Annotated in this window: 25 protein-coding genes; 9 read left to right on the top strand and 16 right to left on the bottom strand. The window is 36.6% G+C overall.

Features of this window, described 5'->3' with window-relative positions; all coding sequences use genetic code 11:
- Positions 1-29: 29 nt before the first annotated feature.
- Positions 30-2,888, top strand: coding sequence for an aminomethyl-transferring glycine dehydrogenase (gcvP, locus tag DEU40_RS13910; RefSeq protein ID WP_110010380.1), 2,859 nt, complete (start codon positions 30-32; stop codon positions 2,886-2,888).
- A gap of 249 nt (positions 2,889-3,137) precedes the next feature.
- Here gcvP and DEU40_RS13905 read toward each other — a convergent pair whose 3' ends face one another.
- From DEU40_RS13905 to DEU40_RS13885, 4 genes are all read right to left on the bottom strand, one after another.
- Positions 3,138-3,536, bottom strand: a complete 399-nt coding sequence (locus tag DEU40_RS13905; RefSeq protein ID WP_110010379.1) for a helix-turn-helix domain-containing protein — start codon at positions 3,534-3,536, stop codon at positions 3,138-3,140.
- Positions 3,537-4,287: 751 nt separating this feature from the next.
- A complete protein-coding gene (locus DEU40_RS13895; protein ID WP_110010378.1) occupies positions 4,288-4,554 on the bottom strand; it encodes a hypothetical protein in 267 nt (88 codons plus the stop codon).
- Positions 4,555-4,566: 12 nt separating this feature from the next.
- Positions 4,567-5,307, bottom strand: a complete 741-nt coding sequence (locus tag DEU40_RS13890) for a YggS family pyridoxal phosphate-dependent enzyme (RefSeq protein WP_110010377.1) — start codon at positions 5,305-5,307, stop codon at positions 4,567-4,569.
- The gene (locus DEU40_RS13885; RefSeq protein ID WP_110010376.1) at positions 5,304-6,023 is read right to left on the bottom strand and encodes an AAA family ATPase; all 720 of its coding nucleotides are present in this window, start codon (positions 6,021-6,023) and stop codon (positions 5,304-5,306) included. The genes DEU40_RS13890 and DEU40_RS13885 overlap by 4 nt, the downstream gene beginning before the upstream one ends.
- Before the next feature lie 981 nt (positions 6,024-7,004).
- Between DEU40_RS13885 and DEU40_RS13880 the strand changes: the two genes are divergently transcribed.
- Positions 7,005-7,340 (top strand): DMT family transporter, encoded by a 336-nt coding sequence (locus DEU40_RS13880; RefSeq protein WP_110010375.1) that lies wholly within the window; start codon positions 7,005-7,007, stop codon positions 7,338-7,340.
- On the opposite strand, the gene DEU40_RS13875 is transcribed toward DEU40_RS13880, so the two are convergent.
- Positions 7,337-7,993 carry a glycosyltransferase family 32 protein gene (locus tag DEU40_RS13875; protein WP_110010374.1) on the bottom strand — a complete coding sequence of 219 codons (657 nt, stop codon included), beginning with the start codon at positions 7,991-7,993 and terminating at the stop codon, positions 7,337-7,339. The two genes, DEU40_RS13880 and DEU40_RS13875, sit on opposite strands and share 4 nt — an antisense overlap.
- A 242-nt stretch (positions 7,994-8,235) precedes the next feature.
- Entirely contained in the window at positions 8,236-8,667 is a 432-nt protein-coding gene (locus DEU40_RS13870; protein WP_110010373.1) for a hypothetical protein, read from the bottom strand.
- A gap of 189 nt (positions 8,668-8,856) precedes the next feature.
- On the opposite strand from DEU40_RS13870, the gene DEU40_RS13865 reads away from it, so the two are divergent.
- Positions 8,857-9,933, top strand: coding sequence for a sensor histidine kinase (locus DEU40_RS13865; protein ID WP_110010372.1), 1,077 nt, complete (start codon positions 8,857-8,859; stop codon positions 9,931-9,933).
- Entirely contained in the window at positions 9,933-10,655 is a 723-nt protein-coding gene (locus DEU40_RS13860; RefSeq protein ID WP_110010371.1) for a LytR/AlgR family response regulator transcription factor, read from the top strand. The genes DEU40_RS13865 and DEU40_RS13860 overlap by 1 nt, the downstream gene beginning before the upstream one ends.
- 172 nt (positions 10,656-10,827) lie before the next feature.
- Here DEU40_RS13860 and DEU40_RS13855 read toward each other — a convergent pair whose 3' ends face one another.
- Both DEU40_RS13855 and DEU40_RS13850 read right to left on the bottom strand, forming a co-directional pair.
- On the bottom strand, positions 10,828-11,562 hold the full coding sequence (locus tag DEU40_RS13855; RefSeq protein ID WP_110010370.1) for a DNA-formamidopyrimidine glycosylase family protein: 735 nt from the start codon (positions 11,560-11,562) through the stop codon (positions 10,828-10,830).
- Between the two features lie 89 nt (positions 11,563-11,651).
- Positions 11,652-12,281: a class I SAM-dependent methyltransferase gene (locus tag DEU40_RS13850; RefSeq protein ID WP_110010369.1), complete on the bottom strand. Its 630-nt coding sequence runs from the start codon at positions 12,279-12,281 to the stop codon at positions 11,652-11,654.
- A gap of 203 nt (positions 12,282-12,484) precedes the next feature.
- Between DEU40_RS13850 and DEU40_RS13845 the strand changes: the two genes are divergently transcribed.
- The gene (locus DEU40_RS13845; protein WP_110010428.1) at positions 12,485-13,840 is read left to right on the top strand and encodes a deoxyguanosinetriphosphate triphosphohydrolase; all 1,356 of its coding nucleotides are present in this window, start codon (positions 12,485-12,487) and stop codon (positions 13,838-13,840) included.
- Between the two features lie 7 nt (positions 13,841-13,847).
- Here the strand turns inward: DEU40_RS13845 and DEU40_RS13840 are convergent, their stop codons facing one another.
- From DEU40_RS13840 to DEU40_RS13815, 6 genes are all read right to left on the bottom strand, one after another.
- Entirely contained in the window at positions 13,848-14,939 is a 1,092-nt protein-coding gene (locus DEU40_RS13840) for an NAD(P)H-dependent flavin oxidoreductase (protein WP_228406518.1), read from the bottom strand.
- 12 nt (positions 14,940-14,951) lie between these two features.
- Positions 14,952-15,404, bottom strand: a complete 453-nt coding sequence (locus tag DEU40_RS13835) for a nuclear transport factor 2 family protein (protein WP_110010368.1) — start codon at positions 15,402-15,404, stop codon at positions 14,952-14,954.
- Positions 15,401-16,135 carry an SDR family NAD(P)-dependent oxidoreductase gene (locus DEU40_RS13830; RefSeq protein WP_110010367.1) on the bottom strand — a complete coding sequence of 245 codons (735 nt, stop codon included), beginning with the start codon at positions 16,133-16,135 and terminating at the stop codon, positions 15,401-15,403. Before DEU40_RS13830 ends, DEU40_RS13835 begins: the two co-directional genes overlap by 4 nt.
- 7 nt (positions 16,136-16,142) lie before the next feature.
- Positions 16,143-16,361 carry a tautomerase family protein gene (locus tag DEU40_RS13825; RefSeq protein ID WP_062675241.1) on the bottom strand — a complete coding sequence of 73 codons (219 nt, stop codon included), beginning with the start codon at positions 16,359-16,361 and terminating at the stop codon, positions 16,143-16,145.
- 26 nt (positions 16,362-16,387) lie between these two features.
- Positions 16,388-16,921: a YceI family protein gene (locus tag DEU40_RS13820; protein WP_110010366.1), complete on the bottom strand. Its 534-nt coding sequence runs from the start codon at positions 16,919-16,921 to the stop codon at positions 16,388-16,390.
- Between the two features lie 107 nt (positions 16,922-17,028).
- Positions 17,029-17,619 (bottom strand): Crp/Fnr family transcriptional regulator, encoded by a 591-nt coding sequence (locus DEU40_RS13815; protein ID WP_228406517.1) that lies wholly within the window; start codon positions 17,617-17,619, stop codon positions 17,029-17,031.
- 179 nt (positions 17,620-17,798) lie between these two features.
- Between DEU40_RS13815 and DEU40_RS13810 the strand changes: the two genes are divergently transcribed.
- Positions 17,799-18,737, top strand: coding sequence for an SPFH domain-containing protein (locus tag DEU40_RS13810; RefSeq protein WP_110010426.1), 939 nt, complete (start codon positions 17,799-17,801; stop codon positions 18,735-18,737).
- A 167-nt stretch (positions 18,738-18,904) separates the two neighbouring features.
- Here the strand turns inward: DEU40_RS13810 and DEU40_RS22665 are convergent, their stop codons facing one another.
- Positions 18,905-19,519 (bottom strand): DUF4377 domain-containing protein, encoded by a 615-nt coding sequence (locus DEU40_RS22665; protein WP_228406516.1) that lies wholly within the window; start codon positions 19,517-19,519, stop codon positions 18,905-18,907.
- A 144-nt stretch (positions 19,520-19,663) separates the two neighbouring features.
- Here DEU40_RS22665 and DEU40_RS13795 point away from each other — a divergent pair, with 144 nt between their 5' ends.
- The 3 genes from DEU40_RS13795 to DEU40_RS13785 all read left to right on the top strand — a co-directional run bounded on the left by DEU40_RS13795 (position 19,664) and on the right by DEU40_RS13785 (position 22,755).
- Positions 19,664-21,685, top strand: a complete 2,022-nt coding sequence (locus DEU40_RS13795; RefSeq protein WP_110010364.1) for a hypothetical protein — start codon at positions 19,664-19,666, stop codon at positions 21,683-21,685.
- A gap of 125 nt (positions 21,686-21,810) precedes the next feature.
- Positions 21,811-22,266 carry a lipocalin family protein gene (locus tag DEU40_RS13790; RefSeq protein ID WP_110010363.1) on the top strand — a complete coding sequence of 152 codons (456 nt, stop codon included), beginning with the start codon at positions 21,811-21,813 and terminating at the stop codon, positions 22,264-22,266.
- A 24-nt stretch (positions 22,267-22,290) separates the two neighbouring features.
- On the top strand, positions 22,291-22,755 hold the full coding sequence (locus DEU40_RS13785) for a hypothetical protein (RefSeq protein ID WP_110010362.1): 465 nt from the start codon (positions 22,291-22,293) through the stop codon (positions 22,753-22,755).
- A gap of 325 nt (positions 22,756-23,080) precedes the next feature.
- On the opposite strand, the gene DEU40_RS13780 is transcribed toward DEU40_RS13785, so the two are convergent.
- Positions 23,081-23,419 carry a DUF962 domain-containing protein gene (locus DEU40_RS13780; protein WP_110010361.1) on the bottom strand — a complete coding sequence of 113 codons (339 nt, stop codon included), beginning with the start codon at positions 23,417-23,419 and terminating at the stop codon, positions 23,081-23,083.
- Between the last annotated feature and the right edge of the window lie 39 nt (positions 23,420-23,458).

Genomic DNA, 23,458 nt, shown 5'->3' with positions numbered 1-23,458 from the left:
TTTTTACAAACAAAATCTAATAAATAAAAATGAATACAGAACAGTTTGTGAGCCGTCACATTTCCCTTAATGAAGCCGATAAACAGGCGATGTTGGAGAAACTTGGCGTTTCTAGTATTGAAGAGTTAATTTCTCAGACCATCCCTTCTTCTATCCGTTTAGAGAAAGATCTTGAGATCTCGGAACCACTTTCTGAATACGAAATGTTGAACCACTCAAAAGAATTGGCATCTAAAAATACTGATTATACAAGTTATATCGGATTCGGATACCACAATACCCTTTTGCCTTCAGCAATCCAGAGAAATATTTTTGAAAACCCTAGCTGGTATACTGCGTATACTCCATATCAGGCAGAAATTGCACAGGGAAGACTTGAAGCTCTTCTTAATTTCCAGACTGTAGTATGCGATCTTACAGGTTTTGCATTGGCAAATGCATCTTTATTGGATGAATCTACTGCTGCTGCTGAAGCAATGCATATGTTCTTCAACAACAGATCTAAAGACCAGAAAAAAGCCGGAGCTAACAAGTTCTTCATTTCTGACCTTGTTCTTCCACAAACCATTTCTGTATTAAAAACAAAAGCTGAAGGGTTAGAAATTGAGATTGTAGTAGGAGATCATAAAACACACCAGTTTGATGGTTCTTATTATGGTGTTTTATTACAATATCCTGGTAAAAACGGAATCGTTTTAGACTATACAGAAGATATTGTAGAATATAAAAAACTTGATCTTCAGGTAGCGGTTGCTTGTGATCCGATGGCTTTGGTTAAGCTAAAGTCTCCTGCAGAAATGGGTGCTGACTGTGCCGTAGGAACTACGCAGAGATTTGGTATTCCATTAGGGTACGGAGGTCCTCACGCAGCTTTCTTCGCTTGTAGAGAAGATTATAAAAGAGATATTCCGGGAAGAATCATTGGGGTTTCTCAGGATATGTACGGAAAACGTGCATTAAGAATGGCATTACAGACCAGAGAGCAGCACATCAAAAGAGAGAAAGCCACTTCAAACATCTGTACGGCTCAGGTTCTTTTGGCTGTAATGGCAGGTATGTATGCGGTTTACCACGGACCAAAAGGATTAAACTATATCGCTGATCAGATTCACTTTAAAGCCAATGCTTTAAAAGGAGGTCTTAAAGCATTAGGATATCAGGTAGTGGAAGAGCCAATCTTCGATACTGTGAAAATCACTATGGCTGAAGATGAGAAAGCAAGACTGGTAAGACTAATGCTTGATCACAGATTAAACTTAAACTATTTCACAGAAGGTGTAGTAAGTATTGCGATCAACGAAAGTACAACATTAGAGAAATTAAACTATCTGATGGCTTCTTTCGCCCAGTTCAAAGACAAGCAGACTTTCAAATTAGAAATAAAAGAAGGATACAGTATTCCTGAAGAAAACTTAAGAAAAGACGAAATTCTTACAGAATCAGTATTCAACAAATACCACACGGAAACAGAATTGATGCGTTACATCAAGCGTCTTGAGAGAAAAGACCTATCATTGACTCATTCAATGATTTCTTTAGGATCTTGTACCATGAAACTTAACGCAGCTACTCAGATGTTACCACTTTCATGGGAAAACTGGGGAGCAGTTCATCCATTTGTACCTGTAAACCAGGCTGAAGGATATCAGGAAATGATCCGTGAACTGGAGAAAGATTTAGCAGAAATTACAGGTTTTGCAGGAACTTCTCTTCAGCCAAACTCCGGAGCTCAGGGAGAATACGCAGGATTAATGGTGATCAGACAATATCATATCTCAAGAGGTGACCACCACAGAAATGTAGTATTGATCCCTCAGTCTGCACACGGTACCAACCCGGCTTCTGCTGCTATGGCAGGAATGAAAATCGTAGTCGTGAAAAACCTTGAAAACGGGGAAATCGACTTCGAAGATCTTAAAGCTAAAACAGAACTTCATTCAGCCAACTTATCAGCTGTAATGATCACTTATCCTTCTACTTATGGATTCTTTGATGCCAACATTAAAGAAATTACCAACCTTATCCATGAGCACGGAGGACAAGTATATATGGATGGTGCAAACATGAACGCTCAGGTAGGATTTACAAGTCCTGGAAATATCGGAGCAGACGTTTGCCACCTTAACCTTCACAAAACTTTCGCAATTCCTCACGGAGGCGGAGGTCCTGGAGTAGGTCCGATCTGTGTTGCTAAACACTTAGTACCTTTCCTTCCTTCCAATGCAAATATCAGAATTGGTTCTAAAGAAGCAATTGACGGTATTTCTGCAGCACCTTACGGCTCAGGATTGATCCTGAACATCTCTTATGCTTATATCAAAATGTTAGGAACTGAAGGTCTTAAAAAGGCTACAGGACATGCCATTATGAATGCTAACTACCTGAAAGAAATTTTAGCAGAGCATTTCCCAATCTTATATTCAAACGAAAACGGAAGAGTAGCTCACGAATGTATCGTAGATTTCCGTCAGTTCAAGTCTTTAGGAATTGAAGTAGCTGATGTGGCGAAGAGATTGATGGATTATGGTTTCCATGCTCCTACCGTTTCTTTCCCGGTTGCAGGTACTTTAATGATTGAGCCTACAGAATCTGAAAGCAAGGCTGAAATCGATCGTTTTGCAGAAGCATTGATCTCCATCAAAAAAGAAATTGATGAAATTGCTAATGGAGAAGCAGATGCAACAAACAACGTATTGAAAAATGCTCCTCACACAGAACAACTGGTGATCTCAGATTCATGGGATAAACCATACAGCAGAGAAAAGGCAGCTTATCCTCTAGAGTGGGTAAGAGACCACAAATTCTTCGCTTCTGTATCAAGAGTAGATGAAGCTTACGGAGACAGAAACCTGGTATGTACTTGTGAGCCGATTGAAGCTTATATGTAATCTCAGTTTTTTAACGATAAAAAAAATCCCTTTCAGTAATGAGAGGGATTTTTGTTTTTATAGTCATTGCGAGCGTAGCGAAGCAATCTCTTTAACGCAAATGTCGCGAGGATTTTTCGATAATTAATTGTTTCAATGTTCGCAAAGGCGTTCCACTCAGCGAAGCTTAAACGATGTGTTTTTCCGACAAATTACGAGCCTTGTACGACCATTGTCATTGCGAGCGTAGCGAAGCAATCTCAATGATTTTTATTTGCTTTTAATCAGTCCTTCAAGCCTGGTCATCATATCATCCTTTTCTTTCAGCACTCTTTCATAAAGTGCAATTTTTTCTTCATGAAGTTGGATGATTTTATCAATAGGATTGTAATTATTGACAATTACCCCTGTCGCGTTATCATGGAAGTTGCTTGCAATAATATTGATAGCCTGTTCTTCATCAAAATTTTGAAATGCTTCCACAGGAATTTTTAAAACCTCAGAAATCTTTTGAAGAAGCGGATCTTCAATGGTTTCTTTCTGTTCCAATAAGGAAATTTTCTTCTGGTTCCAGTCATCCCCTAAATCCAGCGCCAAAGCTTCCTGTTTGATGCCCAGCATTTCTCTGAATCTCTTTACGTTTCTTCCCTGATGTATCTTTTGTTCCATTTGTGGTTTTTAAGCTTATTTGAAGGTTTATGATGAGTAAAGATAAAAAATTGTAGTGATATTAATATGTGGAGCTGAAGATTTGTACCAAATTCTTTTTAATTAAAACAAAATCACCTCCCAAAAAACTGAGAGGTGCTTAGTATTTAAATTCCGGATTGTTATCTTCGTTTAAAACTATACGCCAGCAAAATAGCAAAGCCCATAGTAACGCAGGTTATAATTGAAATGGTTTCAATGGAAATTCCACTTTTCATCTGTGTGTTTTCTTTTTCACATGAAAAAAAGAATAATAATGTCATGAACAGACATACCGATAGTAATTTTTTATCCATAAATGTATTTGTTTGGTTACGAAATATTTACAGCAAAAAGTATACCGAATTTGTAGACTAAGGAATGGGTTTATTGAGTTGTCCGTATAGTTAATACTGGGATTAATGAGTAACAAAGGTTTTCTTATTAATAGCCCTTCGACAGGCTCAGGGTGACAATCCGAATACCAACTGAAATTTTTAAGCGTTGTCAGGCTGAGCCTGTCGAAGCCGGTATTTTACTAAAGAGATAGGTTTTTACTGCTTAATTTTCGGTTAAATTTTGGAAACGTTATCTATTACCAAAATATAATGACAATAATGTATAATGATACCGGCAATGAAAAGAAGAGAAGCTATTAGTATCTCAGTAGTCAGGTGATTTAGGATAAAATGCAGGATCAGGAAAAGTACAGCGGAATAGATCAGGGAAAATACTATAGAATAAAATGCTTTGTTTTGTAGGTAAGAATTCTTGTATTTTCGTTGTAGTAGAAGTATTCTTTGCCAGGTGAGAAAACTAATGGGGATTTGTTGGCAAAATCAAGTTTAAACATTTTGTTTTCACCTATGATGGTGCCGTCAGCAGGAACAATATCAGTTAAGCCCCTTTCTGTGATTGAATGACATACTGCATCAGTGACATTTTTAAACGTTTTGCTATCTTTTATTTCTCTCTCAAAAGTATAAGTAAATGGGAACATATAGTTGTAAACTTAGTTATTTGTTTTTCCTTCATCCCAATAATAAGTGTCTGGGTAGATTCTCGCTCCAAAAACGGCAGTTCCCACCCGTACAATGGTGGCGCCTTCTTCAATGGCTGTTTCCAGATCGCCGCTCATTCCCATAGAAAGTTCCTTCATTTCTACGTTGGGGATATTTTCGGTGATGATGTCCTGCTGAAGATTTTTCAGGATTTTAAAGCATGCTCTTACTTTATCGGTCTCAGCACTGAACAGACCGATGGTCATCAATCCCTTTATCTTTAAAGTAGAGTAGTGAGAGACCTTTCGGGTAAGTTCAATCGCCTGATCAGGATTAACGCCAAATTTGCTTACTTCATTGGATGTATTCACCTGAATCAAAACATCCATTGTTCTGTTTTCAGCCAAAAGTCTTTGATGAAGTTTTTCAGCAAGTTCCAGACGATCCAGAGACTGGACGCAGGTAACATCGTATTTCAGGATATCTTTGATTTTATTGGTCTGAAGATGGCCGATAAAATGATTTTCATGGGGAATGTCTTTCAGGTCTTCATATTTCTCCTTCAATTCCTGTACCTTGTTTTCTGCGATCAATTCCTGTCCGTTTTCCAAAGCAATTTTGATACGGTCTGCAGAAACAGTTTTCGTAGCCAGTAATAATCTGACTTCATTATTGTTTCTTCCGGATTGCTCACAAGACTTTCTTATTCTTTCATTGATCAAAGCGAGGTTGTGGAGAATATCTTCTTTCATGATGGGATAATTTCTTTAGCCTCCAGTTTTTTTATTAAAGCAGCTTTGACGGCGGTTAAAGCATGGTCTTTAGCTTCAGCAAAAGAAACAGAGTATTTTCTTTCAATCGTTCTCAAATCTTCCGGAAACTGTGCTAATAATTGATTGTAGTACGAATCCAGAATTTCAGCGGAAGGCATTTCATAATTAATTTTTAGCTGGAAGCGTCTTAAAAGGGCAGTGTCAATAATCTCAGGATGATTGGTGGCACAGATTAAAAGAGCATTCTCAGGATAATAATCAATCAGTTGAATCAGGGTATTAACTAATCTTCTCATTTCACCCACATCTTTATCATCGCTGCCTCTCGCTTTTCCGATCTGATCCAGTTCGTCAAGAAAAAGTACGGATCTTTCTCTGGCGGCTTTATCAAAGATCATTTTAATATTCTGGGACGTTTCCCCGATACGGGATGAAACAATATTGCTAAGGTTTAAAATAATAATATTTTTTCCCAGAGCATTGGCAATGGCCTTGGCCGTCATTGTTTTTCCACATCCGGAACTTCCTTCAAGCAGAATCTTATGGTTAACCGGCAGGCCGTATTCCTGCAGTTCCTTAACATAAGCATGCTCCTTGATAAGTTGTACAAGCTGCTCCCTGTTGTTCGCATTGAGAAATACTTCGTTAAGATTTACCTGTTCTTTATCTTGAATAATAAGGTTGTACAGATTCATAATGACAATTAAAAAATATTGAGTAAACAAAGATAAAGCTTTATTGGACGTCAAAAAGAATCCTGAAAAATAATAAACAGCTGGTCCAGCGTAAAATGGATTGTAATGATAAATGAACTGATGTTGGTGTTATCAACAATTTGTGAAAATCTGTAAGATTTGTGGGAAAAAGACTCAATAAAAAATAAAGCCAGACTTGCGACCGGCTTTATTCGTTGGATATTAAAATTTGTTATGAAACTAAGATCTTTCTGTTTATGTTTTTGGACCCTTTTACCCGATGGGTAAAAGAGCGATCTGATCTCTCAGACTAAAAACATAAAACAATATAATTAGTATAGATTTTCTATAGGCTTTGTTTTGTTTAAGATTAGTTTCTTTCTCTTCTTACTGTCATGAAATATGAAGTAATTACGACTAAACCTGTTGCGATACCGATATAAGTTATCATTTTGTATTATTTTTAATTATTTGACTTTTTTTTATCAATCTTTCAATTGCAATATTACTACTTTCAAATCATGTGCCAAAGTAAAATATTATGATGTTTATCAGTGTATTAGCGTGTTTCAGGTTTATGTATTGGTGAATTTTTGTTTACAATAAATTAATGTATTATTTGGAATTTATTAATACTTTTATTGTTTTATCTGTAAAATTATGTGAATGTGTTAATCGTTTATCGACTTCTATATTGGACTTGATAAAACAAATAATAAATAATGCTTAGCATAATATTGTTTTAAAGCGTATTTTTTGAACGTTAATTTTTCACTTCATACAGATCTTTATGTTAATAAAATTTATTTTTAACACTGATTCCTATGTTGGAATTTTTGTCAGCTGTCATATTTCATGTCAGAGAGAAATAGGAGTTTGTGTCACAGCTGAAAATAAGACTGTCTGCTGACCGATGGCTTGGATGCCTTGTTTTTGAATTACCCGGAGGCTTTTACTACTTTTGTATAAAGAATGAATTTTATGGGACGCAGTTATATTTTTCTTGCTCTGGCAATCATATTTGAAATTATTGCCACTACTTTTCTGAAAAAATCTGAGGAATTTTCCAAACTATGGCCATCTGTAGTAACAGTTGCCGGATATGCCTGCGCTTTTTATTTTTTAAGCCTTACCCTTCGTCAGATTCCTGTAGGAATTACCTACGCCATCTGGTCCGGAGTAGGGATTGTATTTATAACGATGATCGGAGTGATAGCCTTCAAACAGATCCCGGATCTGCCGGCTATCATTGGTATTGCCCTGATTGTAACCGGAGTGATTATTATCAATGTATTCTCAAAAATGGGAACTCATTAAACAATAATATCCTGCTGCATTTGCTGCTGCTTCCAGTGTTCAGACCTTTTTTTGTATAAAAAGAACTTACCCAGTTTATATTTGAACTTTAAAAAACCTCTGAACTCAATGCCGTCAAACAAAGTAAAAGGAATAGATGGATTTTCAGCCAGAGACTGTTTTATGCCCTTACTGAAGACAGTAGGACCAGTAGTAGCATGTACATCATTCGGATACCGGTGATTATTGATATTATCAAGCATCAGTTCTAATGTCTTCTTAAGAAAAGGATGGTTTTTATTAAAAATAAGTCCCCATTGCACATATAAATTGGCATGTCTTTCCGCACTGATCACCGCTTCGTCACTTTCTTTGATAAGTTCCCGGAACGGCTTTACGATACTGCTGTCAATATCCAGATAAATGCCTCCTTTTTTATATAAAACAGCGTACCTGAAAAAGTCAGCTTTTGCAGCACCAATTGTCAGTTTATGGTAGGTTTCAATATAGCTGGGAGGAAATTCTTCTGTGAGAAATTTTTCAATATCACTGTCATCATAAAAGAAATAGCTGTATTCCGGGTTCTTCCTTTTCATATTCCAGATGTGATATCGTGTTATCAAAGGAAGTTTTTTAGTTTTAAAAGTCTGAAATATTTGTTTGGGTACTGCCATGTCCTGTTTTTAATAATCCTTATACAAATTCTTAAATCCTTTTCATCAGTGATGTGCATGCAGTAATAAGAGTTTTCATAAGGAGGAGGGAATTCCTGAAATTTGAAACAGCTTATGCCGGCTTTGTTTTTTGATTGTATTTTGAAGAAATGGTTAAAAGCCGGAAGAAGAAAATTTTAATTTTTTTTTAATCTTCCAGCTTGTGAATTTTAAAAATAAGTTCAGATATTATACAATCAGTTTTATTTTTTTAAGGGTTGAATGATAGATTGGAAAAAATTGAAGGTAAAAATCCTGTCGTAGAATATATCCAGGCTGTTTTCAATAATTGCATCCGTGTAGCAGGCGGTATCAGGCACAAATGTTTCCTCTACAAAAACAAACCAGAGCTCTGAGAGCCCAAATCTTCTTCTAAACTCTTCAGATGTATTGCTGTCGGGAACGGCAGAATGTTTCAGGTCACAAAACAGGATTCCTTTTTTCTTTCCTTCATGGTTTACAATATTAATGGAATGATGCAGATAGCTAACAATTTTCATTTTTGCGTCGAAACATTCTATAAAATGATGAAGATCGATAAGCTGTATTACTTTTTCTTCCTGCTGAGATTCGGTCATAAAAAAACATTCTACTGATATTTCCTGAGTGAGTTCTTGAAAAGCTGTTAATTCCATATGTGTTCATTTATCAGCACAAAGGAATAGAGAAAAGAAGGATACAAATTTGTTTTTATACAAAATGGCCGGTATTTTATACGAAATCCTGAAGCTTAATCATTGGTATAATAAAATACCGGTTTTGTATAATAAAAACAACTTTAATTTCCGTTATTGCCTATTTTTGTAATAAAATGAGCCTGCCATATGAAATATAGCCCGTGGAAATTTGAAGAAACCTTTGTGATGGATTTTCTGGTGGAAGCGAAGTATGGATTCCGAAGGCATCTCCTGTTCCTGATCTTTTTTTTCTTTTTGCTTTACAGCGCAAGATTCTGGCATTGGTATTCCGGAATATATCAGTACTATGTACTATTCTTTGTGTATGTGATTCTGATCGCAATGGTCTACATTAATATATATGTATTGGTTCCCCGGTTTTTCTTTAAAACAAAATATGTCACTTATCTTGTATTGCTGGTTCTTATGGGTGTGATGGGACTTAATTTCATCGGGTACAGTTTCAGACATCTTTTTCAGGATTTCAGAACACAATATATTCCGAAAGATAATGAAAGAGGAGGTATTTATGAGGGTGTTCTGATGTGTATTCCGATCATCCTGACAACGACAACCATCAAACTTCTGCAGAAATGGATCAGTGATAATAAAAGAATCAATGAACTGAGCAATCTTACCCTGAATATGGAGCTGAATGAATTGAGAAACCAGATTAATCCGCATTTTCTGTTCAACATGCTGAATAATGTAAAAGCATTGATCAGAACAGATCCGGCCAAAGCATCTGTAGTCATTGTAAAACTTTCCGAGTTTCTCAGATATCAGCTGTATGAAAACAGCGAAGAAAAAACGTTGCTGACTTCAGAGATTGATTTCCTGTCTAACTTTTTAAACCTTGAAAAAATAAGACGGGACAATTTTTCTTTTGACATTCAGGTCAATATTGATCAAAGAGTAATAAACAGTACCTTTATTCCTCCGAATCTGTTTACCACTTTTGTAGAAAATGCTGTGAAGCATAGTGCCGATCTCAGTGGAAGAGAATCCTATGTGAAAATAGAAATCAATATCAATAACAGGCAGCTTTATTTCAGATGTGTAAATTCAATAAGTACCGGTTATCTTCCTTCGGACAAAAAGAGCAGTGGACTTGGGCTCGCCAATATCACAAGAAGACTGGAACTTCTTTATAGTGATAATTTTGATTTGAAAATAGAATCTGATGATACAGAATATAGTGTAAATTTAAAAATTCCCATGTGATGAATTGTATTATAATTGATGATGAACCTCTGGCAAGATCCGAGATGAGATCGCTGATCGCTGAAATTTCCGGTATCGGTATCCTTGGGGAATTTTCCAATGCGCTTTCTGCTCTCGAATTTCTTAAAGATAATGAGGTAGATCTTATTTTCCTTGATATAGAAATGCCTATGGTAACAGGTCTCGAATTTGCAGAAATGCTTCCGAAAAAATCCCTGATCATTTTTACAACTGCCTATTCCCAATATGCCCTGAAAAGTTATGAACTGGAAGCTGTTGATTATCTTCTGAAGCCTGTTGATCCTCAAAGGCTGGAAAAAGCAATTGATAAAGCGGTACTTTACACCGAACTTTTATCTAAGAATACCGTGAAAAATACGGTAGAATCCAATACCGCAGACTACCTGTTCATAAAGGCAGAACGCAGGTTCTATAAAATCAGTTTTTCAGATATTAAATTTATTGAAGGGCTCAAAGACTATGTCGTTATTTATACAAAGCAGCAAAAGCTGATCACGGCAATGAATTTAAAAACCATTCATCAGAAGATTTCCGGGGAAACCTTTATCAGAGTCAGCAAATCCTACGTGGTGAATATGAATTATATAGATTCATTTGACAATCATAATATATACATTGAAGATTCCGAAATTCCTCTTGGTGAAGTCTACCGCTCCGAGTTTTTTACAAGATTTGCAGGAGGTCTTCTCAACTCAGACTGATATATAAGTAATGAGTAATAATAAATATCAGTCAAATGATTAGAAAATCTGTGTAAATCTGTGTAATCAGTGGGGAAAAATAGAATATTATGATTCAATAGCAACGGGCTTTGGCCGTTAGATTAATAAAAACAGTCAACAGCTTCAGCCAAAACATAAAATAACCGTTTATTCAATAAAGCTTCTGATCCTTTTCACAATAAAAACTTCTTCTTTTTCCTACGCCCGTTTGTTTCTTAACCAATTTTTGTCCACAAACCGGACATGCCGATTTTGTATGAACCAGCCAGTGCTTTTTCAGAATAAATTCTCTTTTCCATTTCAGAAAATCAAAACTGTAATTTCTGGCTTCAGCGATTAATTCTTTTCTTTTTTTAGCAGGAAGATTACCCACTAAGCTTTCCGGCTGTATGCCAATCCTGAAAAGAACCTCATTTTTAATAATATTTCCCACACCCGAAAAAATATCCTGATTCATCAATGCATCACAAACCATCATTTTCGGATTGGATTTCAATTTCTCTTCTGCTTTTTTGGGATTCCACTGATCGCTCATTACATCGGCTTCCCAATCAATGGTGGAGAGAAAATCAAGATCTACGGATTTCACAGAGCAGGTATAAAAATAAATACTTCCGGTAGCGAAAAACAAGGCTAAACGCAAACTTTTATCCGGCTTGGTCTGCTCATCAATGCTATAAGAACCAAACATTAATAAATGAATCCGGATGGCTGCTTTTTCAAAAACGAGGTAAGTCTGTTTTCCAAAAGTACGGATTTCGAGAAGAGTCTGGCCAATAAAAGAATCTTTCTCAAACTGGGCATTCCCTGAAACTTCTGTCACTTGCTGTCCTGCAAATGGCTGCACGCTTTCTTTCATTAATATGATGGATGGACCTTCAGGCATACGTTTGTTTTGAGATAAAGATTCAAATAATATTCCATAGCTGCATAAAACCTGATTTTTATCCCAAAACAAACCTGTTTAAAATATTTTTAGGCCAGTTTTTGTCCTACAAAACGAATGACGGAACCTGTCCCGTTGTGAAATAGTCCCTCATTGAGCTCAATTTCTGTTTCTGCTAATTCAATAATATCATAATCCGGAAAATCAGCTTTGATTTCTTCAATAGAAAATAAGGATTCAATATCCTTTGGACCGCCTACTTTCTCGTTCTTTGCAATATACTCAAGATGGTTTTTACTGAAAGCTTCGAAAATAATAAAACCGCCCTTACGCAGATACTGATTCAGCATCTGATGGATAGAAGATTTAATGCCTCCCGGGAAATGAGCGTAAATAAGAGCAATGGCATCAAATTGTTCTTTCTGATAGTTTAACGTTGAAAGTTCTCCAACCTGATAATCAATGGTGGTTTCCAGTTGTTCTGCAAGTTGTAACGCTTTATTCCTGCCGTTTGTACTGATATCAAAAGCTGAAACCTTCCATCCCTGTGTTGCTGCGAAAACGGCATTCCGGCCTTCACCCTCAGCAGGAAAAAGTATTTTTCCGGGCGTTAACCGTGTTAATTGTTCTCTGAGATAATTGTTGGGTTCTGTTCCATACGCAAACTCTTTGGTGCTGTATCTTTCATCCCATCTGTTGAGCCATGTGTTGTCTGTCATTGTATTAAGAATTTAAAATTGACATGAAGAAGAATCATTCATAATCTTCAATGTATTAGTTAGACCAAATGTAAAATATTTCATCAAGTTTTCCGATCCCTAAAAAACGTTTACTATAATAGATTTTTTGAATGAAAGATCTCACTAATAAAAATCTAAATACTATTCCATACAATTAAAATTTGGAGTAATTTTGAAAAATGATGAATTTAAACCAGATTTTCACCAATCAACGTACAGGAAACAATCCACAGACCAAAGCTTCGCGAACTGATTTTCAAAGGGATTTCGATAGAATTATCTTCTCTTCTGCCTTCAGAAGACTGCAGAATAAAACGCAGGTTTTTCCTCTTCCGGGAAGTGTTTTTGTGCACAACAGACTTACGCATTCTCTGGAAGTATCATCCGTAGGAAGAAGTTTGGGAAGTATTATCGGTGAATTTATTGCTGAAGATTTTAAAAACGACCTCACTGAAGATTCAAAAAATTTTTATCTCTATAATTTAGGAAATGTAATTGCCGCAGCGTGTTTATGCCATGATGTGGGAAATCCTGCATTCGGACATTCCGGGGAAGATGCTATTGCAAGCTATTTTGAACGAAATGAAAAGGATCTGAAATCAAAGTTCAATGAAAAGGAGTGGGCAGATCTGGTTAATTTTGAAGGAAATGCCAACGCCATCAGAGTGCTGGCACAGCAGCAGCAAGGGAAAGATGCAGGAGGTATCCAGCTGACATTCTCTACGTTGGCAAGTATTGCAAAATATCCGTGTGAAGCGGTTGCAAAGAAAAAAGGAATCATTCACAGAAAGAAATTCGGTTTTTTCCAGAATGAAAAAGATATTTTCCTGGAAATTGCCAAAGGAACACAGCTTATTTCTGAAAGTGAAGAACCTCACATTTTCAAAAGACATCCTTTTGTATGGCTGGTAGAAGCGGCTGACGATATCTGTTACAACATCATTGATATGGAAGATGCCCATAGATTGGGAATTGTTTCCACAGCAGACTGCAAAAACCTGTTTTTCGAGCTGGTAAAATCGGAGACGGATGATGTTCAGAGAATTGAAACAAAGTTAAGTTCTATATCCAATGAAAATGAACAGATTTCTTATTTAAGAGCAAAAGTAATCAATGCCTTGATCAACAAATCGATTGAAATGTATAAGCATAACTTTGAAATGATTCTTGAAGGAAATCTTGGCAATGGCTTACTTGATATTTATAAAAAAGAAAATAAAGCTCTGCAGGATATCGAAAGTTTCTCGGTAGAAAAAATTTACAATCATAAAGCTGTTGTTGAAATTGAAAATGCCGGTTACAATGTAATGTATGAATTGCTGGATCACTTTATTCCTTCCATTCTGAAGTCTAAGGACAATAGGAAATCCTATGATGAAAAAGCTTTGAAACTAATTCCAAAGCAATTTATTTACAATGACGGCACCGATTATCAGAAAGTTCTTGGGGTGATTGATTTCGTTTCAGGAATGACAGACAATTACGCTACCGATTTATATAGAAAAATTAAAGGAATAGACATCGGAATGACCGTATAAATTCTATTTACTGTAATAATTCAGAAGCCTCTTCAATTAATGCCTGCATTAAAGTGGAGGCTTTTTTATGCTTTAAAAGCGGCGCAATCTGACCGGACCAGAAGAAAACCAGATCATTTTTTTGCTGTTCCAAAGCTGCTTTTCTCAATGCCCCCATAAAATGCGTCTGCAATGGGAACGGTAATGTTTTTTCTGTTGCAGCCAATACATCTCTTGTGATTTTTGTCGTAATTCCACGTCCTAATCTTCCGGTATAAGCTCTGGTTAAAGTAGTGGATTTCGCAGCTTCAGAAAATAAAAACTCTTTGTGTATCGGTAACGCTCCGGATTCTTCAGTAGCCAGAAATGCCGTTCCGATCTGTACAGCATCAGCTCCCAGCTTAAAAGCACCCGCAATTCCACGGCCGTTGGCAATTCCTCCCGCAGCAACTACAGGAATTTTTACCTTATCTTTAATCAGTTGAATCAAAGCAAAAGTTCCCGTTACAGAAAACTCAGCACTATCCAGAAACGAAGGTCTGTGGCCGCCACTCTCAAAACCTGAAGCCACAATAATATCCACTCCTGTTTTTTCCAGAGCAACAGCTTCATCCGGCGTTGTTGCATTTCCCAGCACAACAGTCCCCTGACGATGAAGATCTTCGATGATATTTTCATCCAAAAGTCCGAACATAAAGCTGAAAACTTTAGGCTTAATATCCAGAACCGTGTTCAGCTGATTCTGAAATTTTGATTCAAAAGAGAGTGGTGGTAAAGGAATATCCGTCTGCAAAAGATCAAAATAAGGTTTGAAAGTCTCAACAGCCTTTTGGTATTGTTCTTTTGTGTGTTTTTCGTTAATGATATCGTGATCGCTTACCCAGAGATTGAGATTATAAGGTTTGTCCGTTTTGGATTGTATGGCTCTGTGAACATCATAGATTTCCTGCGGTGACAAAGTATAAGCTCCGAAACCTCCCAATCCGCCGAGATTACTCACTGTTGTTGTCAGTTCAACGGTGGAAAGGCCTCCGCCGAAAGGTCCCTGCAGAATAGGATATTCTATTCCCAGTAATTCCGTAATTCTATTTTTATTCCACATGATTGTATTGGTTTTCATTAAAAATCTGAATTAAGGCTGTACATTGGTCAAAGTCTTGTTAACGATCATCCATTGTCCGTCTATATGATTGAAAGTTATGAAATTATAATAATTAAAATCATACATCCTTACGTTTAATTTTGCAACAGCAATTGAATTCATAATGTCGATTGAAATAATTTTCGCTTTAAAACCTTTTCCTGATTTCTGCGGACTTATACGATTTCCAACGCCTTCAATATATTGCTCTGCAGTTTTGAAATACGGAACTCCATTGATATCTCCGAAAAGCAAAGCTCCTTTATAAAATGCTTTTCCAAGAAGTTCAGTATTTCCTTCATCAATTCCTTTGAAATAATAGTTCTCTATCACATTTCTTATTTCAGTTTCTGCGTTCTGATTGGTTTTCATATCCTTTAGATTTTGTGCAAGGCTACTCAGCGGAAAGCTGAGCAGCCATGCTATAATTAATGATAGTTTCATGATAAATGATGCCCGGCACTCATTCCGCCGTCAACATTGATGATGGCCCCGGAAATTAATGTGTTCTTTGCAATCGCATGAATCATTTGAGCAACTTCTTCAGGTTCTCCAATACGATTGATCAAATGGATTCCTGAATTATTGTCAAGGTCTGCACCATGCATGGGAGTTCTGATCAATCCGGGAGCCACCGTATTGACTCTGATATTATCTTTCCCAAACTCTGCCGCCAGCTGCAAAGTCAGTGCATGAATAGCTCCCTTACTCGAAATAGGCGCTGTGGAAGGAGACTCCGCAATGGCATGATACACCAATGGCGTTCCTACATTGATCACGACGCCGTCTTTTTGTCTGATCATCTGAGGAATAACAGCCTGTGTAGTGAAGAATGTTCCTTTTAAATTCGTTGTTAAAAAACGGTCCAGATAATCTTCGGTAACTTCAAGGAAAGGCTTGTTCTCGTAAATTCCGGCATTATTGACGAGAACGTCGATTGATCCGAATCTTTCAATTGCTGTTTTTACCAATGCTTCCCCTGTTGATTTGTCAGAAACACTTCCGGCAACCATTGCCAGATTTTCCCCTGCTCCCAATTCATGATAAACTTCCTCTAATTTGGATGCCGTTTGTGAGTTGATGATGACATTATCGTCTCTGTCCAGGAAATAACGGGCGGTTTCCAATCCTATTCCTGAAGAAGCTCCTGTTATAATGACGGTTTGTTTTTTCATTGCTGATTTATTTTTTTCCTGTTGAAAACCCCTGTTCTTTTAATACTGAAACCTGTTCTCCGGCGTATCCCCAGTTGTCATCTTCAATTTCATTGATGACAATATGCGTTAAATGAGGATCCTTATTTAAAACTGAGGTTACAGCTTCACTTATTTTTCTGATTAATTGCTGTTTTGTTTCGCGGTTAAGATCTTCGCGAAGTACATCTACTTTGATGAATGGCATGATGGTCAATTTTTAAGGTTATAGAATTAATAAGCTTCCGCTACAAGATGGATGTTTAAGTCAAAATTGTTGTATATCAGCGTATCACCAAGATTGGTGAAGAAATTGGAAGATCTGAATCTGATGTTGAATTTCGTTCTGTCTACTATGATCTTGGTTTTTAGAACGGCCATGTTATCTGTTTTTACAATCTGCAGGCTTGTGTCTATAGGATGTGTAATTCCTTTTATGGTAAGATCTCCTTTTGCATAATAAAGATTTTCATCACCCGGTTCAGCATGCTTGATTTCGAAATGAGCTTCAGGAAAATGCTCAGAATTAAAGAAATCATCAGAAGCCAGATGATTGGCAAACTGTGCATTGGTTTCAGCATCTTCAATGTCCAGGATTTTGATGGAACGGGTATCTATGACAAACTTTCCTGACATAGAACTTCCTTCTCCAAATGTGAAGTTTCCATCTTTTATACCGATAGTTCCATTGTGAGCGCCGGTTACTTTTCTTCCGATCCAGTCGATAGTACTGTTTTCTGTATTGACTTTAAAATTTTTTGTGTCCATTTTTATTGGCTTTAAATATTGACACAAAGTTCAGCCGACTGAAGGAAAAAATTACGTGATGTACCTCACAAAATAGAGGAAGAGATTAATTGTTTTAAAGAGGTTGATTACTGGTGCAGCCTGCTCAAAGTTTCTCTGGTTACTCCCAGATAAGATGCAATCAGATGTTTCGGAACCAGATTGTACAATTGAGGATACAAGGATAGAAGTTCTTCATACCGGAATCTGGCATCATTATTCATAAAAGATAACAGGCGTTTCTGGGCGGCTACATACCCTTTATTGGTTCTCCATCTGAAAAAATGTTCAACTTCATGAATTTCATTACAGATCTTTTCCCTGTCCTCGTTGGAAATAGAAAGGATGCTGGCATTGGTGATACAGTCTACATTGATGGTTGCTCTTGTTTTATTGTAAAGTGCATCAAAATCTGTCACCCACCACGTAGGCATGGCAAACTGAAGGATAAACATTTTCATGCTGTCATTAAGATAAAATGCTTTCAGACAGCCTTCCAGAACAAAATATTCATGATTCACAAAATCACCTTCCGAGATAAGACTTTGCCCTTTTTTTAAAGAGATCAGGTTAAAATGTCCGAAAACATAATCCAATTGCTCTTCAGTAATTGAAGTGAATTTAGAGATGTGATCTTTTAATATTTCTTTTGAATTGACCATGATGTAATGAATATTCAAAAGTAAGTCTTTTTCAGAATAATTTTGGTTTTAAAAAAAATATGATATCATCAAGTCTGATTTCCCGGGGATTATATTCCGGATCTACATTTATTTTTCTTATATTTAAGCAGCTACTTACAAAAAATGTTTTTAACAAAAACAGGTGGTGTAACGACATATTAATAAAAATTAAAACTATGAGTATATATTTTGCACCCGTTATTTTCTTCGGGCTTATCATTTTATTCGCTTCGTTTTTTGTCGTTAAGCAGGAAACAGCAGCAATTATAGAGCGTTTCGGGAAATTCCGTGCGGTAAAGCATTCAGGTCTTCACCTGAAGCTGCCCATCATAGATCAGATTGCCAAAAGACTTAATCTGAGAATTCAGCAGCTGGATGTCATGATTGACACCAAAACATTGGACAATGTTTTCATCAAAATGAAAATTTCTGTTCAGTATCAGGTCATCAGAAGCCAGGTGGGAGATGCTTATTACCGTTTGGAAAATCCTGAAAATCAAATTACTTCTTTTGTTTTTGATGTCGTAAGAGCAGAAGTTCCCAAGCTGAAGCTTGATGATGTTTTTGTAAGAAAAGATGACGTGGCCATTGCAGTGAAAAGCGAGCTTCAGGATGCTATGAACAGTTATGGTTATGATATTATCAAAGCTTTGGTAACCGATATTGATCCGGATGAGCAGGTAAAACATGCCATGAACAGGATCAATGCAGCAGAAAGAGAAAAAACGGCTGCTGAATACGAATCTGAAGCACAAAGAATAAGAATTGTTGCGGTTGCAAAAGCAGAAGCAGAATCCAAGAAATTACAAGGGCAGGGAATTGCCGACCAGAGAAGAGAAATTGCCAAAGGACTTGAAGAGTCTGTAAGAATGCTAAATAATGTGGATATCAATTCTCATGAAGCATCAGCATTGATTGTGGTGACACAGCATTATGATACTTTACATTCTGTGGGCGCCAGCAACAGAAGTAATCTTGTACTCCTTCCCAATTCACCCACCGCAGCCAGCGGAATGCTGAACGATCTTGTAGTGGCGATGACAACAGCCAACACAGTGGGAGAGGCTACGAAAGGAAAATATCCTGATCCTCCACAAAAAGAGACTGGGTTTTAAGATAAAAAGGAAGTAAAAAGAAAGTAAAAAGAAAGACAGAAATAAACACTTAAAATGGATTATTTGCTGACTTTTTCGGATCGTCCCAAAGCAACTTCTGGCTTCATTCTCCCAGCTTCCAGCAATAAAAAACCGCTTCTGAATTTTCAGAAGCGGTTTTTTATTGATTATTTCTTCGTTTTAGAAACCTGTTCTACCAATGTATATTTGATTGAAGAAGCATCTGCCGGAGGATTTTCGATTTTTTCTGTTTTTACTTTTAAAACATATTCGTAACCCGGCTCATAAGTAAAGCCTTCAATGTGGCTGTAGAAATTCGTCCAGGCTGCAGAAGCGCTTTCTTTTACCTGCATGCATTGCATACGACCGGCTCCAGCAGAACACTCTACGGTTTGCGGCCCTACGATAATTGTCTTTTCATTGGCTGCCATTTCTGCTTTTTTCGTTTTAGAAACCTGCTTTACCAAAGTGTATTTTATGGAAGATCCGTCAGCTGGCGGATTTTCAATTTTTTCTGTTTTTACTTTTAAAACATATTCATACCCCGGTTCATAAGTGAATCCTTCGATATTGCTGTAGAAATTCGTCCAGTTTCCGGAAGCGTTTTCTTTTACCTGCAGACATTTCATAGGAGCTACTCCTGTACAATCTGCTGTTTGTGGTCCTACGATGAATGTTTTTTCATCACCTGCGGATGCATTGGCTGTGGTTGTACATTGCGTCATTGCGAATAATGCTAATGCGGGTGCTGCCCCTTTTAGAATTGTTGCTATACTTTTCATAAACTTGATTTTCCCCATACCTCGCAATTACTGTGCCGAAAAAAAATACTGAATTTGTAGTACTTCTGCTATTGTTTTTTACTTTTTTAATTGTTTAATTTGAATTTCTTAAACACTAACCAAAATATAATTCTTATAATAAATATGGATAATCAAATGCAAGTTGAAAATTACAGGATTCAAAAACCTGAAATGTGGGCAGGAAATATCGGGGATGAGGAAATAAAGAACCGAATCAAAGACTCCGAATTTGCCAGAAGACAAATTGATGAAGGTCGTGATTACTGCTATTTTTTAGACAAAAAATACTATACAAGCAATACGGAAAACAGTGAGTACGTCTGCATGGCGTATACTCTGAACGAACCTGGAAACCTGGAAAGAGCTTCTGTTTCTGATGTGATTGTGGAGGAAAATGAAGTCTACCAGATTCACAGAATCAGTGTGTTAAGGGATGGAGTGCTGATCGATAAGATTCCGGACACAAAAATTAAGGTTCTCGACAGTGAAAACCAAAGCAGTGGAGGGGTTCTGAGCAGTAATAAAAAAATCAATATTACCATTAAAGATCTTAGGCTGTATGATGTTTTGATCTTAGAAGATTCAAGGATCAAAGAATTTACAGACCGTGATTTTCTAAGAAAGGAATTCTCAAAGTATGTCTGGGTAAGTCCGGATAACTATTGGGCTTATGGAAGTTTTAAATTTACATTCATCAACGAACGTGAACAGGCTGTTGCCTATAAAAAAACATTCTTCAGAGATGAGCAGGGAAATGTTCTTGAGCCGGAAATCAGTTATCTGAAAAAAGGAGACAGATTTGTCATTGAAGAAGAGAATTATATCAACCCTGTAGATTCAGGCCGTGAAATTTTTCCTTATGTAGATTTTGCTACAGAAAGCAACTGGAAAGATCTTTCCAATTATATTGTACCGTTCTATGAGGAGATTTTTAACAAATCTTCTTTACAGGATTTTGCTCCCAACCTGGTTGAAAAACTGGATGCCATTGCTGATCAGGATGAAAAGCTGCAGTTTGCCATAGAATATGTACAAAATCATATCTATTATGTCTTCAATGCAGATGAAATGAATGGACATAAGCCACAGGAACCATCAGTAACGTATGAAAATAAACAGGGTGATTGTAAGGCAAAATCGGTTTTATTGAAAGTAATCCTTGATTATATAGGAGTAGACGCCTCTGTAGTGCTGGTTAATTTTAATACGGATTATTATATTAAATATTATCTGCCGTCCCTGTTAAGTTTCAATCATGTTGTCGTAAAAGTGAATTATAAAGGTGAAGAATATTTCATTGATGCAACCATCCGTGATGAATTCGGATTGATTGAAAACAGAGGTTTTATCTATTTTATGCATTATCTGGAAGTGAAGAAAGATCAGGAGCTTCAGGTGAGAAAATCTTATAAATTCCCTTATTTCTGCATTGATGAAAGAGTAGATTTAAATGCACAGGGTAATACCGGAAAGCTTACTTTATCAACAACTTATAAAGGAAACAGAGCCAATGCTATGAGAAGGTATTTTAAAAGTACCAATAAAAGAGAAATCATAGACAGCTGGAACAGCTTTCTTTTCTATGCGCTTAATTATTCAGGCGACCGCAATGGTACAGATGTCCGAAACGTATTCAAAGATGCTGCTATTGATGTAGTAAGTGATGATAAAAGACTGAATGAAGTTAAGATCCAGTATACCGCAACCATTGAAAATCCTTATTTTGTGGATCCACAGAAAAACCGTTTTCTGATGTACTTTGACCGGAATGTAGTGAAGGCGAGTGCAAGAGATTTCATCCACAAAGATTTACCTTTCTGGCATAATTTCGATAGTGAGAAATATGAAATCAATTTGCAGACGGATCAGAAAATTGATGTTGAAGAAAAATATACAGTTCAGGAAAGTACAATATCCAACCCATATTTTGATTATAAAAGTCGAAAAAAAGTGAACAAAAATGGGGCAAGTGTTTATATTGAATACAATCCTCTGATCAATATTGAAATTCCGCAAAGTGAGTTTGAACAATTCAGAACAGATCATCATACCATTGCCGACAGCAATTTCGGACTGGGAATTGATATCATTGAACCGGGACTTATGAATATGCTTAAATTCAGTTTTAAGAAGAAGTTTAAATAGAGCTTTGAATTTAAGGTTTAAAGTTTAAAGTTTAAGGTTTAGAATTACGGCGGGCGGCGAAGCCGCCCGCCGTAATTCTTTACTCACTATTATATTCGTTTACAATCAAAAAACACAAATTCATTATGTCTAAGATATTTTTTCTTGCCTCTTTTCTGACCGTTTCTCTGGTCAGTGCCCAAAAATTAACCAAAGAAAACGTTACGGGATTCTGGAAACTGAAGGAAGCCGGATTTTATGAAGGTAAAAAGAAAGTGATAAAAGAATTCGATAACTGCCGCCTGATGAGAAATTATGCCATCAGGGAAGATGGTTTTGCCATTTATAATTATGTAGAAGGGAAGTCGGGTGACTGCAGTCCATCTGAACCAAGACTGTCTTTTTGGAGGATTGTTGAAAACAGGATCCAGTTTTATGTAGATGATAAAAATATCCTTGAAGAAGTGGAAGTAACAATCAATAAAGATCATACGATAACCTTTTCAAGCTATATTCCTGAACCGAAAAAAGTAAACGGAGATGCATTCGCTGAAAAAATAGCCAACACGGTTCATTACGACATACTTGAAAAACAATACTAACCGTAAACATAAAATTTTTAACGTATGAATTATGTAACGGTCATCTATCTCGGAAATCTGGTATTGTATGCCATGTATTTCTTTGGAAGAATGGGTAGTGAAGTTGATGTTTCAGGACTGGATTATACCGTTTCCGGAATTTTATCTTTATTTCTGATCTTCGCCGGATATCTGAATGCAAAAAATGGGATGATTTACAGAACCGTCCTATGGATGTTTTTTGTGAATGTTTTCTTATTCGTTTGCTCCGGCTTGTTTGATCAGTTTGGAAGCGATTTTAATATTCTTTCTACAGGTAATAGTGACAGTTTTCTTTTTACATTGGCACTGCTTGTTTATAACGGATATCTTTTTCCTTTAACGATTATCCTTGACGGATCAGGTCTGGCTTTGATAGTTCCGGTTGTATTATCATGTATTCTGCCTTCATTGGGTTATCTGATTGGGAAGAAACTCCCTCAGAATAAACAGAATTCTACCAACATATAGTCATTGCGAACCGAAGGTGAAGCAATCTCAATCTAAAAGTAAAGGTCGGAAAACGCAAAGGCGCAAGTATTATTAGAAGGAATTCTTTTAAGGCGCAAAGATTTTATCTCCGATAAAATTTCAAAACTCTGTTTTGTCATTCCGGGCAAAGCAAGGAATCTAAACTTTAATATCCTCTACAGCTCTTGAAAACTAGGCAGATATTATTAAAAAAAATTCCACAATCTGCGAGAAAAATAATATCATCATTTGCTGAAAATCTCACATTGTGCTAAGTCGAAATGCTCTTGCGTCTTCAAAATTAAAAAAGAAAAGAAACTAAAGGCTATTCCTGCTTTTGAGGCTGGTTATTGGACGTAAAGAATTTCTGCTTCCCGATCAATAGTTCAAAAAACAGTCTGAAATCCGAGATTAAAGACCATAAAGGATATTTAAAAGTAGCCGGCTTATTTCTCTCAATCACAGCATGACTGAACCAGGCAAATCCATAACCTACAATCGGGATATACCAAAGAAATCTTTCTTTTCCGGAACTGATGACATACCATAATACGAAAAATACGAGAAACGTTCCGATGAAATGGAAAATGCGGGTACCTGTTTTACTATGCTCAGTAAGATAAAACTGATAAAATTCTCTGTATGTTTTGATTCTTTCAGACATGGCGGGTTAGTTTATTGATTCAATTGAGTTGAAAGCAAT

Source organism: Chryseobacterium sp. AG844 (assembly GCF_003182335.1).
GTDB lineage: Bacteria > Bacteroidota > Bacteroidia > Flavobacteriales > Weeksellaceae > Chryseobacterium > Chryseobacterium cupriresistens.
This window is presented reverse-complemented; position numbering and strand designations above follow the sequence as displayed.

What these genes read in the sequence shown, in the direction of transcription:
- gcvP (WP_110010380.1), top strand. Translation starts at nt 30, where the DNA reads ATGAATACAGAACAGTTTGTGAGCCGTCACATTTCCCTTAATGAAGCC.
- DEU40_RS13905 (WP_110010379.1), bottom strand. Translation starts at nt 3,536, where the DNA reads ATGGAACAAAAGATACATCAGGGAAGAAACGTAAAGAGATTCAGAGAA.
- DEU40_RS13895 (WP_110010378.1), bottom strand. Translation starts at nt 4,554, where the DNA reads ATGTTCCCATTTACTTATACTTTTGAGAGAGAAATAAAAGATAGCAAA.
- DEU40_RS13890 (WP_110010377.1), bottom strand. Translation starts at nt 5,307, where the DNA reads ATGAAAGAAGATATTCTCCACAACCTCGCTTTGATCAATGAAAGAATA.
- DEU40_RS13885 (WP_110010376.1), bottom strand. Translation starts at nt 6,023, where the DNA reads ATGAATCTGTACAACCTTATTATTCAAGATAAAGAACAGGTAAATCTT.
- DEU40_RS13880 (WP_110010375.1), top strand. Translation starts at nt 7,005, where the DNA reads ATGGGACGCAGTTATATTTTTCTTGCTCTGGCAATCATATTTGAAATT.
- DEU40_RS13875 (WP_110010374.1), bottom strand. Translation starts at nt 7,993, where the DNA reads ATGGCAGTACCCAAACAAATATTTCAGACTTTTAAAACTAAAAAACTT.
- DEU40_RS13870 (WP_110010373.1), bottom strand. Translation starts at nt 8,667, where the DNA reads ATGGAATTAACAGCTTTTCAAGAACTCACTCAGGAAATATCAGTAGAA.
- DEU40_RS13865 (WP_110010372.1), top strand. Translation starts at nt 8,857, where the DNA reads ATGAAATATAGCCCGTGGAAATTTGAAGAAACCTTTGTGATGGATTTT.
- DEU40_RS13860 (WP_110010371.1), top strand. Translation starts at nt 9,933, where the DNA reads ATGAATTGTATTATAATTGATGATGAACCTCTGGCAAGATCCGAGATG.
- DEU40_RS13855 (WP_110010370.1), bottom strand. Translation starts at nt 11,562, where the DNA reads ATGCCTGAAGGTCCATCCATCATATTAATGAAAGAAAGCGTGCAGCCA.
- DEU40_RS13850 (WP_110010369.1), bottom strand. Translation starts at nt 12,281, where the DNA reads ATGACAGACAACACATGGCTCAACAGATGGGATGAAAGATACAGCACC.
- DEU40_RS13845 (WP_110010428.1), top strand. Translation starts at nt 12,485, where the DNA reads ATGAATTTAAACCAGATTTTCACCAATCAACGTACAGGAAACAATCCA.
- DEU40_RS13840 (WP_228406518.1), bottom strand. Translation starts at nt 14,939, where the DNA reads ATGAAAACCAATACAATCATGTGGAATAAAAATAGAATTACGGAATTA.
- DEU40_RS13835 (WP_110010368.1), bottom strand. Translation starts at nt 15,404, where the DNA reads ATGAAACTATCATTAATTATAGCATGGCTGCTCAGCTTTCCGCTGAGT.
- DEU40_RS13830 (WP_110010367.1), bottom strand. Translation starts at nt 16,135, where the DNA reads ATGAAAAAACAAACCGTCATTATAACAGGAGCTTCTTCAGGAATAGGA.
- DEU40_RS13825 (WP_062675241.1), bottom strand. Translation starts at nt 16,361, where the DNA reads ATGCCATTCATCAAAGTAGATGTACTTCGCGAAGATCTTAACCGCGAA.
- DEU40_RS13820 (WP_110010366.1), bottom strand. Translation starts at nt 16,921, where the DNA reads ATGGACACAAAAAATTTTAAAGTCAATACAGAAAACAGTACTATCGAC.
- DEU40_RS13810 (WP_110010426.1), top strand. Translation starts at nt 17,799, where the DNA reads ATGAGTATATATTTTGCACCCGTTATTTTCTTCGGGCTTATCATTTTA.
- DEU40_RS22665 (WP_228406516.1), bottom strand. Translation starts at nt 19,519, where the DNA reads ATGAAAAGTATAGCAACAATTCTAAAAGGGGCAGCACCCGCATTAGCA.
- DEU40_RS13795 (WP_110010364.1), top strand. Translation starts at nt 19,664, where the DNA reads ATGGATAATCAAATGCAAGTTGAAAATTACAGGATTCAAAAACCTGAA.
- DEU40_RS13790 (WP_110010363.1), top strand. Translation starts at nt 21,811, where the DNA reads ATGTCTAAGATATTTTTTCTTGCCTCTTTTCTGACCGTTTCTCTGGTC.
- DEU40_RS13785 (WP_110010362.1), top strand. Translation starts at nt 22,291, where the DNA reads ATGAATTATGTAACGGTCATCTATCTCGGAAATCTGGTATTGTATGCC.
- DEU40_RS13780 (WP_110010361.1), bottom strand. Translation starts at nt 23,419, where the DNA reads ATGTCTGAAAGAATCAAAACATACAGAGAATTTTATCAGTTTTATCTT.